General features: G+C 52.9%; 9 protein-coding genes. 3 read left to right on the top strand and 6 right to left on the bottom strand.

Annotated features, from left to right (window positions below; all coding sequences use genetic code 11):
- Positions 1–83 precede the first annotated feature (83 nt).
- Together Q31b_RS25100 and Q31b_RS25105 are read left to right on the top strand one after the other, a co-directional pair.
- Positions 84–1,058, top strand: a complete 975-nt coding sequence (locus Q31b_RS25100; RefSeq protein ID WP_146602424.1) for a hypothetical protein — start codon at positions 84–86, stop codon at positions 1,056–1,058.
- 480 nt (positions 1,059–1,538) lie between these two features.
- The gene (locus Q31b_RS25105) at positions 1,539–2,483 is read left to right on the top strand and encodes an ATP-binding response regulator (protein ID WP_146602425.1); all 945 of its coding nucleotides are present in this window, start codon (positions 1,539–1,541) and stop codon (positions 2,481–2,483) included.
- A gap of 36 nt (positions 2,484–2,519) precedes the next feature.
- Here Q31b_RS25105 and Q31b_RS25110 read toward each other — a convergent pair whose 3' ends face one another.
- The gene (locus Q31b_RS25110) at positions 2,520–2,945 is read right to left on the bottom strand and encodes a hypothetical protein (protein WP_146602426.1); all 426 of its coding nucleotides are present in this window, start codon (positions 2,943–2,945) and stop codon (positions 2,520–2,522) included.
- Here Q31b_RS25110 and Q31b_RS25115 point away from each other — a divergent pair.
- Positions 2,944–3,900: a hypothetical protein gene (locus Q31b_RS25115; RefSeq protein ID WP_146602427.1), complete on the top strand. Its 957-nt coding sequence runs from the start codon at positions 2,944–2,946 to the stop codon at positions 3,898–3,900. The genes Q31b_RS25110 and Q31b_RS25115 overlap by 2 nt on opposite strands.
- Positions 3,901–6,212: 2,312 nt before the next feature.
- Here Q31b_RS25115 and Q31b_RS25120 read toward each other — a convergent pair.
- The 5 genes from Q31b_RS25120 to Q31b_RS25140 form a co-directional block, all read right to left on the bottom strand.
- Positions 6,213–8,393 carry a site-2 protease family protein gene (locus tag Q31b_RS25120; protein WP_146602428.1) on the bottom strand — a complete coding sequence of 727 codons (2,181 nt, stop codon included), beginning with the start codon at positions 8,391–8,393 and terminating at the stop codon, positions 6,213–6,215.
- Complete coding sequence (locus Q31b_RS25125) at positions 8,390–9,484, bottom strand: efflux RND transporter periplasmic adaptor subunit (RefSeq protein WP_197172321.1); 1,095 nt, start codon at positions 9,482–9,484, stop codon at positions 8,390–8,392. Before Q31b_RS25125 ends, Q31b_RS25120 begins: the two co-directional genes overlap by 4 nt.
- A gap of 8 nt (positions 9,485–9,492) precedes the next feature.
- Positions 9,493–11,025, bottom strand: coding sequence for an efflux RND transporter periplasmic adaptor subunit (locus Q31b_RS25130; protein ID WP_146602430.1), 1,533 nt, complete (start codon positions 11,023–11,025; stop codon positions 9,493–9,495).
- Positions 11,026–11,028: 3 nt separating this feature from the next.
- The gene (locus Q31b_RS25135) at positions 11,029–12,555 is read right to left on the bottom strand and encodes an outer membrane protein assembly factor BamB family protein (protein WP_197172324.1); all 1,527 of its coding nucleotides are present in this window, start codon (positions 12,553–12,555) and stop codon (positions 11,029–11,031) included.
- 433 nt (positions 12,556–12,988) lie between these two features.
- Entirely contained in the window at positions 12,989–13,801 is an 813-nt protein-coding gene (locus Q31b_RS25140) for a HisA/HisF-related TIM barrel protein (RefSeq protein WP_146602432.1), read from the bottom strand.
- Between the last annotated feature and the right edge of the window lie 69 nt (positions 13,802–13,870).

Below are 13,870 nucleotides of genomic sequence, written 5' to 3' on the forward strand. Positions count from 1 at the left end.
ACGGAACTTGCGGTTTCTAACGCAAACGCCAAAACGGTAGACCAAATTATGTCAATCAATACGCGAACGAGTGGCCCGTTGATATGAAAAAGCCTTTACTCATTTTTCTAATGGCCGCCGCAGCGGTTGCTGCTTCGACCGCCGCTTTGATGGCCTGCCAAGTCCCCGTGTTTCGGTATGCACTTGAACGTTGGTTGGCCGACAAGTACCAAGTGATCGTACTATCGGCTGGCCCACTCGACGCGACTTCACAGTCGAGCCTACAGCGTTTGCAAACGGCAGAGGCGGAACGGGGTGCCAATTTTGATGTGATAACGGCCGACGTGGCAGCGATTCACGATGAACGTCTGCTCGAAATGTGGAAGCAGCATCAGCCTAACGGCTCGCCGCTCATGATCGTGCTCTATCCCCGTTCGGCGGAGCAGGTACCCGATCGCGTGATCGAAGTCGTCGAGTTCAACAGCGACGCCATCGATCGGCTGTTGCATTCGCCCGTGCGCAAGGAAGTTGCCCAGCGGCTCGGCAGTGGGCAAACAGCCGTCTGGGTTTTTGTTCCTTGTGGTGATGCAGATAAAGACAGCTTGGCTATCCGCACACTTGAACAACGTTTAGCCGCGGGACAACAAAAATTGACAGTACCCACCGCAGAAGATTTAGACATTGACCCGCTGCGATTGGAAAGGAACCAGATTCCTCTTCGAATCGAATTCTCAGTCGTGACGCTTGACCGTCAAGATCCGCAGGAAGGATTTTTGTTGGCCGCATTGACGCAGAGCGAGCCTGACTTGTCGCAGACCGAGCCGCAGGCATTTCCTGTTTTTGGGCGTGGCCGAGTGTTGTATGGGTTGGTTGGTCGAGGGATTCAGCAAGCTACGATCGATACAGCTTGCACCTTCGTGGCTGGCCCCTGCTCATGTCAAGTCAAGAATATGAATCCGGGTTTTGATTTGCTTTTGTTCTATAATTGGGATGACGCGGTAGCGGGATCAATGATTTCGGATGCCTTGCCCGATGAATCCTCGGAACCGATCATGCTCACCATTCCTCCCGGTCGGTAAGAACAGCGCTGTGGTGCGTTTTTTCTATTCAGAAATGGAATGGATCAGTGGTCCGTTTTCTGGGAGGGCGGTTGTTTGGCGAGATAGGTTTCTTTGGTTGGCTTGCAGCACGACGGTGTGTAGGGAGATTTTTAAAATCGTTCAGCTGTCTGCTCAGGCGGTAGTGAGATGGATTCGCTGCTTTGCCGTTTTGCTGCTTTTCTCGGTGTTTTCGTCGATTTCTGTGTGATGTATCTCATCCTCTTGCCCTGGTGTTGGCGAGAACGCTTTACCAAACCGGTGACAACAATCGCTGTGCCACCGAGCATAATGCAGATGCAATCGGAAAACCATCGGGCGTGCTCGAGTCGCCGAGGTTCGCTTTTAGACAATGGAGCATTTCTCGCATCTTGACATTATTTTGTTTCCTCGCTCCTGCCTGCTTGGTACGATGGAGGGTGCCGAGCGGCGTAATCCCACCTTTTTATTTGGATACGGAACATGCCCATCATTTTGTTAGTCGAGGATTCCGATGTCGATCGCGCTATGATAACCGGGCTCTTAAACGCTGATGTCGATTGGTTGATGTCGTATGCCAAAAACGGTGCGGAGGCAATGCGGATGCTAGCCGACGCAACGCCCGATGTTGTCGTGACCGATTTGGTGATGCCTGAAATGGATGGCATGGAACTTGTGTCTCAAATGGCGGTTTCGTATCCCGAAGTACCCGTTGTTTTGGTAACAAGTCATGACGATGTCAAAATGGCGTTCAAGGCGCTGAGGGCTGGAGCATCTAGTTACGTGCCCAAGGCCCAATTGAATGACCGGTTGCTTGATACGGTCGAACAGGTGTTGTCCGTTCGCAACATGGACCACCATGACAAACGAATCGCTCAGATCACGACCAACACTCGCTATCGATTTATCTTGGAGAACGATCCACTGCTAATCGCACCGCTGGTGGATCGCATTCAACAAGGAATGATTGGCATGCAACTCTGTTCGCCAACACAACGTATGCATGTTGGTATCGCGCTGGAAGAAGCGTTGACCAATGCCATCTTCCATGGCAATCTTGAGTTGCCCGCATACCGGTTGCCTGAAATTCGTCATCTCATTCATGAAGGAAGGCCGTCTCCGTTGGTTCAGGAGCGTCGCGAGGAATCTCCCTACAAAGAACGCCGCGTTCATGTGGCGGTCGACTTTACACGTGACCGAGTTCAATTGGTGGTCTCGGATGAAGGCAATGGATTCGACGTGGATGTGATTCATCCTAAATCGATCAATGACATCATCGATGGTCAGTGTGGCCGCGGCTTGTTGTTGATTCGAACCTTTATGAGTGACGTGTTGTTCAACAAAACCGGTAGCGAGGTAAGAATGATTCTTAACAATCCTCTCGCCGCAATGCGGCCCAAAATGAAAGTAGCCGATATTCGAGATTGATCGCTGCGTTACCAAGCGATGAAACGAAGCGACGATTCACTTGATCGGCCCCCCCCAACGTCGGTTTTGATCGAGACAAGGCAAATCAATTCGTGAGACTTCACGAATGCGTCCGTGCTGCCGTTCAGGCGATCGAAGGCCATCGATTCGTCCAATTTTGGTGTGACGGCATCGTCCCTCGGTCGAACCGATGCGGAAACGAAAGTCCATCTGGTGGCGATCGGCGGCGACGACAAACACACCATCAAGCTGCGCTGAGTGTTTGGGGGGTGTGTCCCAGATACAGTCCTGTCCATTGAGGATGTGATTGCCACCTACAACAGAAACGAGAAAAATTGTAAAACCAAGGACCCGTCCGAGCAAGAACGCAAGGATCTCGTGTTGTGTATCCTGTCGCTCTGGATTGATATTGGAGAACAAGACGATGCGCATTAAGTATTTTTCATTGACACTTCTGATCATGTCTGCGAATGTATTCGTCTTCGCAGCCCCCCCCCCTACGGTTGCACATAATTCAGATCGTGGCCCCTGCCCCGTGACGCACCGCTTTATAAAAGGCGGGTGGGCCTCTAAGGGGGTGGGGATTATTGGTGAAGACTTGAAAGTTGAATGGGCTGAGCCGAGCGAAGACGAGATCAGTGATGTATGGTCTCTAGACGATGGCGGTGTGGTACACAGCTTTTCGATACGCAAGCAAAAGAGTGCAGGCATCAAACGATATGATGCTGACAGGACCCTAAAGTGGGTTTATACGGTGGCAACAGGTCGCGACAACCATTCTTGCCAACCGCTCCCCAGCGGCCACTTCCTGGCGGGCGAATCCACTGCGGGTGCCGCCTTTATGGTTGAAATTGACGATACCGGCAAAAAGATCAAAGAGGTCCAACTGGTCCTCCCCGAGGCGATAAAAGAACGATCACTTAAGGATATTCACCATGTTTTCCGGAATGTGCGCAAAACCCAGGGTGGAACCTATTTGGCCGCCTGCATGCATTACGAACACGCTGTTGAGTGGGACAAAGATGGGAACCTGTTACGAGAGTTTCCGGACTGCCACTATGCAGCCATTCGTCTAGCCAACGGTGACACGCTCGTGTCCGGGAAAAAGGGAGTCCTCCAATACGATGCAAACCAAAATCTAGTGTGGGCGGTGACGGCCGAGGACTTTGCCCGTTTGAATCTGAAGATCGGCATGATCTGCGGTCTGCAACGTCTGCCCAACGGAAACACAATCATCAGCAATGTGAAGCACGGAAATTTGACGACAACCGGTGACACGTACAAAGTGATTGAGCTCACCCCTGCCAAGGAACTCGTATGGTGGGTCGATGATCCCCTCTTTGCCGATATGAACCTGGGAAGTGTCCAGGTACTGGATGTTAATGGAAATGCAACACAGTTTGAGGTGTGGAAGTAGGTTGCAAGATAAATTGCGAAGGAACTCCAGCGAGATAATAATCGTGATGATCGGGAAATATGCGATCTCTAAGCCGAATGGTGAAGCCGTTCACATGGGCTTGGGAATGTAACGCCGTTGGCGTAGTGAAAAAATACCGCAACGCGGTTACATTCCGTAGCCCAGGGTCGCGTAAGCGCACCCTGGGTTGCCGATGCCGCGGCAAGCATGAACCCCAACGGGGTTCGACAATTCGTGTGTTGGTGACGGTCGTCAAACCCCGTTGGGGTTTTTGATGTTCGTTGGGGACGGCTTTGGAATGTAGCGCCGTTGGCGTAGATGTGTGCGATACCACAACGTTCAATGGTTTTACCGTGTTCAAAACCGGATGCGGTTGGCGTAATGGTGTGAAAAAAATACCGCAACGCGGTTACATTCCGTAGCCCAGGGTCGCGCAAGCGCACCCTGGGTTGCCGATGCCGCGGCAAGCATGAACCCCAACGGGGTTCGACAATTCGTGTGCTGGTGACGGTCGTCAAACCCCGTTGGGGTTTTTCGTGTTCTTTGGGGACGGCGACCCAGGGTGCGCCGGGGCGGCGACCCTGGGCTTTGGAATGTAACGCCGTTGGCGTAGATGTGTGCGATACCGCAACGTTCAATGGTTTTACCGTGTTCAAAACCGGATGCGGTTGGCGTAATGGTGTGAAAAAATACCGCAACGCGGTTACATTCCGTAGCCCAGGGTCGCGTAATCGCACCCTGGGTTGCCGATGCCGCGGCAAGCATGAACCCCAACGGGGTTCGACAATTCGTGTGCCGGTGACGGTTGTCAAACCCCGTTGGGGTTTTTCGTGTTCGTTGGGGGCGGCGACCCTGGGCTTTGGAATGTAACGCCGTTGGCGTAGATGTGTGCGATACCACAACGTTCAATGGTTTTACCGTGTTCAAAACCGGATGCCGTTGGCGTAGTGAAAAAATACCGCAACGCGGTTACATTCCGTAGCCCAGGGTCGCGTAAGCGCACCCTGGGTTGCCGATGCCGCGGCAAGCATGAACCCCAACGGGGTTCGACAATTCGTGTGTTGGTGACGGTTGTCAAACCCCGTTGGGGTTTTTGATGTTCGTTGGGGACGGCTTTGGAATGTAGCGCCGTTGGCGTAGATGTGTGCGATACCACAACGTTCAATGGTTTTATCATGTTCAAAACCGGATGCGGTTGGCGTAACGGTGTGAAAAAATACCGCAACGCGGTTACATTCCGTAGCCCAGGGTCGCGTAAACGCACCCTGGGTTGCCGATGCCGCGGCAAGCATGAACCCCAACGGGGTTCGACAATTCGTGTGTTGGTGACGGTTGTCAAACCCCGTTGGGGTTTTTCGTGTTCTTTGGGGACGGTGACCCAGGGTGCGCCGGGGCGGCGACCCTGGGCTTTGGAATGTAACGCCGTTGGCGTAGATATGTGCGATACCATAACTTTCAATGGTTTTATCGTGTTCAAAACCGGATGCGGTTGGCGTAACGGTGTGAAAAAATACCGCAACGCGGTTACATTCCGTAGCCCAGGGTCGCGCAAGCGCACCCTGGGTTGCCGATGCCGCGGCAAGCATGAACCCCAACGGGGTTCGACAATTCGTGTGCCGGTGACGGTTGTCAAACCCCGTTGGGGTTTTTCGTGTTCGTTGGGGACGGCGACCCAGGGTGCGCCGGGGCGGCGACCCTGGGCTTTGGAATGTAACGCCGTTGGCGTAGTGAAAAAATACCGCAACGCGGTTACATTCCGTAGCCCAGGGTCGCGTAAGCGCACCCTGGGTTGCCGATGCCGCGGCAAGCATGAACCCCAACGGGGTTCGACAATTCGTGTGTTGGTGACGGTTGTCAAACCCCGTTGGGGTTTTTCGTGTTCTTTGGGGACGGTGACCCAGGGTGCGCCGGGGCGGCGACCCTGGGCTTTGGAATGTAACGCCGTTGGCGTAGTGAAAAAATACCGCAACGCGGTTACATTCCGTAGCCCAGGGTCGCGCAAGCGCACCCTGGGTTGCCGATGCCGCGGCAAGCATGAACCCCAACGGGGTTCGACAATTCGTGTGTTGGTGACGGTTGTCAAACCCCGTTGGGTTTTTTCGTGTTCTTTGGGGACGGCGACCCAGGGTGCGCCGGTGCGGCGACCCTGGGCTTTGGAATGTAACGCCGTTGGCGTAGATGTGTGCGATACCACAACGTTCAATGGTTTTACCGTGTTCAAAACCGGATGCGGTTGGCGTAACGGTGTGAAAAAATACCGCAACGCGGTTGCATTCCGTAGCCCAGGGTCGCGCAATCGCACCCTGGGTCGCCTAGCGTTTTGTAAACGGCAGTCTCGAAAAAAGGGACGCTTTCTCGACTTCGATACTAGCGGCGGCGGTACTGCGTATCGGCAGCGATCGCGTTTGCGTGCCGATTTTTACTCGCACTTGATAATAGGTCTCACTTGACCGGTTCGGCGATGCAATCTTTGAATCGATGATCCCTCGGGTGACGAGCTCGTCAGGTAGTTTCTCGATCGGGGAAGATGCAATTTCGATGACCGATCCCTGGACGGAATGCAGGGGACGATCATGAAACCGTGCGATAACATTTTGTCCAATGGCGATCTTCTCAATTTGGTGCTGCGGAATAAGAACGCTTGCCTCGTAGTGCTGTGGATCACCGATGATGCAAAGCGTTGTTCCCGTTTCAAGCCAAGCGTTTCGGTTCTTGGCTGCCAACGGCGTGCCGCTCCAAAAACCAATCTCGCGGACCGCTGTGGTCGCTTGATTTCGGGTTGGCGCTGCAAACACTTTCCCTGATCGAGGCGAACGGATCGTCAACCGCTGATGTTCAAATTCCAGCAGTTCCTGTTGCCTCTCATAGCCTTCGATCAATTCCGTCAACACCATTTTGATTGTGGAGTCTTCGGACGACGTATGACTGGCTAAGCGACGACGACTTTCCAATCCAGCCAGCTCAGCGCGCTTAGCCTCTAGCATCGTCGCGACGGTTAGCCGTTCGTATTCCAGTTCGGGATTCGATAGTTTTGCCAGCACATCGCCAGCTTTCGTCGTCGCCCCTTCCGAAACCGCAGAGACGACTTGACCTGGAACCGTCACGAACACCTCTTGTGAGTGCAGTGGCATGACAATCAAGTAACCGCTTACGGTTTGTTTCCTAGGGATTAGCATGAAAGCTCCCATGGCGAACAGAGCGATCATTGTCATGATTACGGGACGCTGGTAGATCGTCCTACGACGACTACGAATCGCAGTAGGTTTCGCATAGATGCGTGCAAGCCAGCGGAACGCAACCAGAATCACTATTGCTCCGATGCAAACGGCAGCTATTGGTCCAAGATCTTTTGATTCCGCGGCACGGTAAGCCAGCCAACCGAGGAAAAGATAGATAGAAGCTCGGTACAATGCGGAAGCGATCGAGTAGACAATCAGAAGAAAATCCGAATAGAACCAATCGTGGGTCCGATTGGAAAGGGGCGAGTGCCTGCTATCGATGTCACCCCATAGAATTCGGCGAATCCATTTTGTGGTAACGGCGTTTGCTTGGGTGGATAGGTTTGGAATACCGATCAGGTCGGAAAGTATGTAGTAGCCATCGTATCGGAGCAGAGGATTGCCGTTGACCAAAATCGTACTGATTGAGCATACGACCATCACCGTAACCAAGATATCTCGGAGCATCGAAGCGTCCGTCCAAAGCCAAAGAAACGTCGCCACGGCAGCGAGCAATAATTCAGCCGCCATCCCAGCGGCTGAAACGGTTATCCGTTGCCAACGCTTTTTCAACAGCCAGGCGTCGGAAACATCGCAATACAAGACGGGAAAGCCAAATAACAACAGGATACCGATCTGCCGACAATCAGCACCAAAGTATCGGCACGCAATGGCATGAGCCAATTCATGCGTCAGTTTTGTAAACGACAAAACCAATAACAATCCAACGGTCGTACCGACCAACGGCTGTGACGAGACCAGCGTAACGTGATCGTGGATCGCCGAGCGTTGAAAGAAGGCGAGCAAAGCCGCAGAGAGTAGAAGCAAAGCCGCGAGCGTCAAGAAAACAGGCTCAGCCCCTCTTTTGATAAAAGAAGCAAAGAAAGCGAAAAGCCGATCAAGCGTCTCACCGACGGGGACCCCGGGTAGCCGAACCGCCATCGGATTTTGCCACCATCGCGGTCGATTGCGAAGTCGTTGGTCGCTACCGGTAGGCCTATTTGATGACTGGACCAACATTCCGGCTCGATTGGCGTCCGCCAAAAAGTGGACGACATGCGGAGCGGACACGACGTCTGGCGCAAAGACTTGGTTACAATGATCCACAATTTGGTCAATGGATCGAGTTCCGTCAGCTAGAGCAAGAATCGTTCGGTCGCGTTGGTTTAAGTAAAAGTAGTCGCACGAAAGTGGATCGCGGAGCACCCACAAGCATTGGTTCCGGGTCTCGATATTTTTCCAAGTCAAATCGCTGCGCAACTTCAATGGTTTCATTGATCGCCCGCGAGAATCATTTGCATTTCCATTCGCATTCCGGGTAGGACATCATGCTTCGGGTTCGCGAACTCGACCCAAAAGCGAACCTGATGATTGACCGGATCAATTTCGGGACTGACGAATACCTTCAATCCATCGCGTTGAATTTCTCGCTCCGATTCGCCGACAAGTCTGAGTCTTGTCTTCGCGTTGCTTAGCAGTGCATCACGAAAGTCAGCATCGACGTATCCTTCCGCTCGAAGTTCGCTGAGTCGGATGAGTCTCATCAGTGGTTCACCCGCTCGCACCCATTCTCCTTTTTGCCGCAGAAGTTCAACGACGGTCGCGTCAAAGGGGGCAACCACTTGGTATTGATCGACCGTCAAGCGGGCAAGATCACTTTGAAATGCGGCAAGTTCGGCCTCGAGCGACTGTACCTCTTTGTCGTGTTTGGCACGCTCGATTCCGATGCGTGCTTCTTCGACTGCAATTTTCTGTGCCGAAGCGGAAATGGTTTCGGCTTGCGCTGACAACTCGTCAACCTTTGATTGAAAAACCGCTTGTTGAGTTTCAAGTTTTGAGCGTTCGAACGCTAAACGCAGTGCATCTATCTCGCTTTGCGAGACACTGTCGACGTAGCGTTTGCGGGCATCGACGGCTCGATTGAGTTCGTTTTCGGCGGCAGCTTCCGACTTTTCAGACGCCAGCACTTGCAGCTGATTGTTTGCTTGGATCGATGCGATCTGCACATCAATTTCGCCTTGCTTAGCGTGATGCTCCTGACGAGCGAGTTTTTTTTTCGCTAGCGAACTCTCGGTTGCATCCATTTGTTTTCGTTCGGCGATCGCCGAGTTCACCGATGCAATTTGTTGTTCTAGCCGAGCATGTCGATCATCGAGTTGAGCCAAAATGGTTCCTGCCGCGACCGATGCTCCTTCATGAACTCTTATGTCGAGAATCGCTCCCGTCTGCATCGCAGGGACGTCTGCTTGGTCGATCGCTCGGACGATTAAGTCCTCAATAACGATCACAGCATCGTCAGCACATACCGATTTTGTCAGCGACATGATGGAGATCAGAACGAAGCAGGAATGCGTAAATCGTATCATTCTATTGATTAAACCTTTGTGCGAAACCATTCGATCAGACCTCGAAACCAGACGAATCCGATTGAGCGAGTTCCGGCGAGGATTTTGACATCGGCGGTTGCTCCACTGCGGACACTCGATTGATGGCTAAACGCATCCATTGGTAGATCCGCTCGTGCCCTAACCACCCATTTCCCTGATTCATTTTGCTGTACGGTATCATCGATTTGGTCCAAGATTGCGTCAAAGTTCTTGCCGGGCTGCGATCGCAGTGCGAAATTGACTTTGAAGGGAGTTTCCGGCATCATCGGTGTCATGTAGCCACTATGACGATCATCCAATTCGATTTGCAAAACCCAGCCGCCCTCTTCGTTAACCACATCCGCTAAGAATTGTCCGCGTGCCACTGGACGGCTCGACAAGTTTTGCTCCATGTTCCAATGATCGATCTGCCCACGGATCGGACTCCTCACGGTGAGTTCCTGTTGTTGACGATTCAAGAATTCGGCTTGCTGGGCCAATCCTTCGAGTCGAGCTTTTAGCACCTGTTCGGTAGAGGACGCGGAGGAGTCGAGTCGATCCGAGCTACTGCCACGCGATCGGACGAGCGAATCAAGGTTGGCACGAACGGCGGCAATCTCATTTTCTATTTGTTGTGTTTTCAAATCCAAGTCACGACTGCGGATAATCGCGATCGTGTCGCCTTGATCAACAGAGGACCCGTTACCGACAGGCAATTCCAACACTGTCCCGTCAGCTGGAGCGAAGATCGAACGTCGAATCGAGGGGACGAGTTGCCCCTCCGCCGGCACCCAAAACTCGATGGGAACCAATAGGAGCAGAGCGAAGAGCATAACCAGCGTTGCCGCTGCAAACGCAATCCGCTTCCTAAAGCTTGCACGACGAATCCGGTCGAAGAACGGTTCCGTCCAAGCCACTTTTCGGTTGACAGCGTTGACGAGTGACGCCTCAACCAGTGACTGAATCTCATTGATTTCCGAACAGACGCCAACTCGATCCGCTTTGGCCTGATCCGCTTTGGCCTGATCCATTTTGGCCTGATCTATTTTGGCCTGATCTATTTTGGCCTGATCTATTTTGGCCTGATCCCTGGCATCGAAACGCTCCAACAAGATCACGATTGAATGTGGCAGGCTTGCATTCGAATCCTGTTCAATGGATTCGGCCGGGTCAAAGCGTATGATCGCAACCTGGCGTGATCCCGATTCGATCAAAAAGCGATGAAAGGATTCGGAAATCGGGGCGGGAATTGGTTCCCCCGAGCCGACTGTATAGCAAAACGGTGTGTCGCTCGTCAGAGTTTCAACGTCGACGGCGTTCGTGACAAATGCTTGCATCGAACGGGAGAGTCGGGTTCTTCGGTCGATCGATTTCCCGTTGCTGGTGGCCGCCAGATAAAACCATTTTCCATTCTTTTCCAAAAGGCAAACGCGGTCAACGTTTGCATATTCGGCAAGAGTTTGACAGATCGATTGAAAGGATTCCGATTTCGAGCTGCCACGATTCAGCTTGATGACAAGTTGGTCTCGGACGCATGCCATTGACTAGTTTCCAAACGGGTCGGCACCGAAGGGATCGGCACCACCGCCACCGAAGGGATCAGCACCGCCGCCACCGAATGGATCGGCCGCAGCCCCGCCATCGTCGGGATTGCCGAATGGGTCGGCTCCGCCACCGCCGAACGGGTCCGCTGGCGTACCAAAACCGGGAGCGTCCAAGCCGGGCGTATTCTGTTCTGGCTTCTTCTCGTCCTCCTTTTGCGCTTCTTCTTGTTCTTCGGATTTTGTTTGGTAAGCCTCTTGGAATGTGGGCATGACAGCACCTTCGGCGTGCAAACATTGGACATAGCCACTCCTACCGATCAAGTACAACCGGTTGGTCATCGTGTTTATCAAAATGCGACTGGGTTGCAACCCGGCCATGGTGGCGATTCGCTGGCCCGTTTCAAGATCGATAACAACCAAAGATCCGGTTAACGAAGATGCAAACACTTTGCCATTGATCATGCCGATCAATTTATCGACACTGGTTGCCGGATGTTCCCATTTGGAATCTCCCGTTTCCATATCGAGGGACAAAAGGTTCCCAAACGCAGAGTGAATCAAAACTTGTTTGCCCGCGATGATTGGTGTCTCGTAGAATGGTTCTCCGTAGGGTTTGCTCCACATGACCTCGCCGCTACGAGTGCCGCGTACCCCATAGATTTGGCCAGCTTCCGATCCGAAATAGAATCGATCACCGCTTGCGGCCGCGACTCGTCCGCTTACGATGCCATCGGTTTTTAGGCGAAATAGAAGGGATGGGTTTCCCGACGCTTCCATACAATAGAAATACTCGCGATCGGTCGTCCATGCTAACTTGTTGGATTGAGGAGCCCGTGTAGGGATGGCCAAAGCTTGGCCAATGACGGTTTCGCGGAATGGAACTCGATCGGGTTCCGACAACGAATAAGCTTCGATCCCATTTTGGATCGTGGCAAAGATCGAATAATCTCCCACTTGAAGAGCGCCGTAAATCGGCATATTGGCGACGGGAACCGATGCGATCGTTTCGCCATTGGCGGCGTCCAATTCGATGACGTTGCCACCATTGATGACCGTTGCATACTTGTCTCCCACGCCCATTCCGAGGTACTTGTAACGGCGTTCGCCAACGCGAACCATCCAAACGACTTCGCCCGTTTCTGCGTCTCGAGATTCAACCGTTCCATCGTCGGCAAGCGTATAAAGCCGAATGATGGGAACTTGGCTTGAAGCGATCTTCGCTTCGATACCACGTCGTTTGAATCGCCGAACCTCGTTTCTTGCCAGTCGCTCGGCTTCCTCTTTACCAATCTCGTTTCCGCTTGAATCCACGCGGTCGGTCGGAATTCGCAACAAGACGTTTTCTTCATCGTCGGCACGAACGACTTCAATGTACTCGCGGACCAAGTTATTGTGAACGTACAGCTTTTGATCCACGATCGATGACGCGCCGGCAGGCAAAGTGATTTGTCGCTGCCAAGCTTCGACCAATCCTAGTCGCGACGCTTGGTGGACCGTCAAGAAGTCGATCGCTCCGACCGTATTCAAAGAAAAAACGGAGCAAAAAACTGCCATCCCTAGAAGGAGCGACAAACGATAGGATGAAAACGCAAGGTGACGATCGGGAAATGGTCGCACAACAAACACCCAAAGATGAAAAAACGAGAAAAGGGGAACATTGGAGCCGGAAAACGCTCGACGGCTATTCTAATCAACAATCGGAGCAAACGCGAATCCCGAAAAACAGCTTCTTTGAAAACTCAATTGGATGATTCCGGTTGCAACGGTAACACGCGGTTTTTGATCGTTTCGAGTGCCCTGTAAGAGCTCATTTGGGGTATTGGACGATGAACTTGTGCTTCCACCACATCAAAACGTGGGGGTAGGCATCCTGCCTGCCAATCCGTAATTGTCGCAAATCGCAGGCTGGAAACCTAATGCCACGAATAGAACGAACCCCAACTTAAATGTGTTTGAAGCACTAGCCCGGATGCGGCGGGAGTAACGCGGTTGCGACGAGGAATCGGTCGCATCCGCAACATCGCAGCGTTTCGACATCCTCGGTATTGCGAATCCCGCCGCCAGCGGTGATGCAAAAATCGGGAAAAGCTTCCGAAATACGCCTGCAAATCTCACCCAGTGTCGGTCCGCCCGACGTGCCCACGCGATAGGTGTCGATGATCACGATTTGCCGGATGCCGATTCGCTGGGCCGCCGCGAGCCAATCGCTCTCTCGGGTGTCCGTGTCAACGGTTCTAAACCGCTCCGCATGATAGTCGAGACCCAGTGCGACTCGCTCTGGCCCGATGCGTTCGGCGAGTACTTCGAACGCCCGCAAATCTCGGACGCTCTCGCTGGCCAGAACGATCGTGCTCTTTGAGAACCGGTTGGCCAGTTGGATCGCATCACAAACTCGCGACACATCAAGTTGGTCCATCAAATCGATCCCCCTCAAGCCAGGATCCATTAGAATACTCTCCAAGTCTTCGAAAGGCGAAAGTGCTTCTTCCATCGCTTGAAACTGGACCGGTTTGCCGCCGAGCGAATCGAGATCGGCAATGTAAATCGAACGCAGGCCTAGTTGATGATAGTGTTCGACAAGGCGTTGGGGGGTACCTATTTCACGATCACCATCACGACTCGGCCAGCGGAGTGGTTGATAGTTAGCCCGGTCTCCTTTGATCGCATGGACACATTGGCTCGCCTTCAGATCCACGACGCCGGTCAAACGGGGCAGAGTCGACTCGGAAAAGGGGTTCATCATGACGGCATCACGGGTAGCGAAATTCTTCAATCGTTTCGTTGACCTAAGATGCGAAGCGAAACTCTTGGCGAGTTTCGCGACGATGGGAGATGGCAAAGA

The organism is Novipirellula aureliae (genome assembly GCF_007860185.1).
In the GTDB taxonomy this organism is placed as follows: Bacteria; Planctomycetota; Planctomycetia; order Pirellulales; family Pirellulaceae; genus Novipirellula_A; species Novipirellula_A aureliae.

Bases quoted from the DNA above. Each gene is read 5' to 3' on its own strand.
- Q31b_RS25100 (WP_146602424.1), top strand. From the start codon at position 84: ATGAAAAAGCCTTTACTCATTTTTCTAATGGCCGCCGCAGCGGTTGCT.
- Q31b_RS25105 (WP_146602425.1), top strand. From the start codon at position 1,539: ATGCCCATCATTTTGTTAGTCGAGGATTCCGATGTCGATCGCGCTATG.
- Q31b_RS25115 (WP_146602427.1), top strand. From the start codon at position 2,944: ATGTCTGCGAATGTATTCGTCTTCGCAGCCCCCCCCCCTACGGTTGCA.
- Q31b_RS25110 (WP_146602426.1), bottom strand. From the start codon at position 2,945: ATGATCAGAAGTGTCAATGAAAAATACTTAATGCGCATCGTCTTGTTC.
- Q31b_RS25120 (WP_146602428.1), bottom strand. From the start codon at position 8,393: ATGAAACCATTGAAGTTGCGCAGCGATTTGACTTGGAAAAATATCGAG.
- Q31b_RS25125 (WP_197172321.1), bottom strand. From the start codon at position 9,484: ATGATACGATTTACGCATTCCTGCTTCGTTCTGATCTCCATCATGTCG.
- Q31b_RS25130 (WP_146602430.1), bottom strand. From the start codon at position 11,025: ATGGCATGCGTCCGAGACCAACTTGTCATCAAGCTGAATCGTGGCAGC.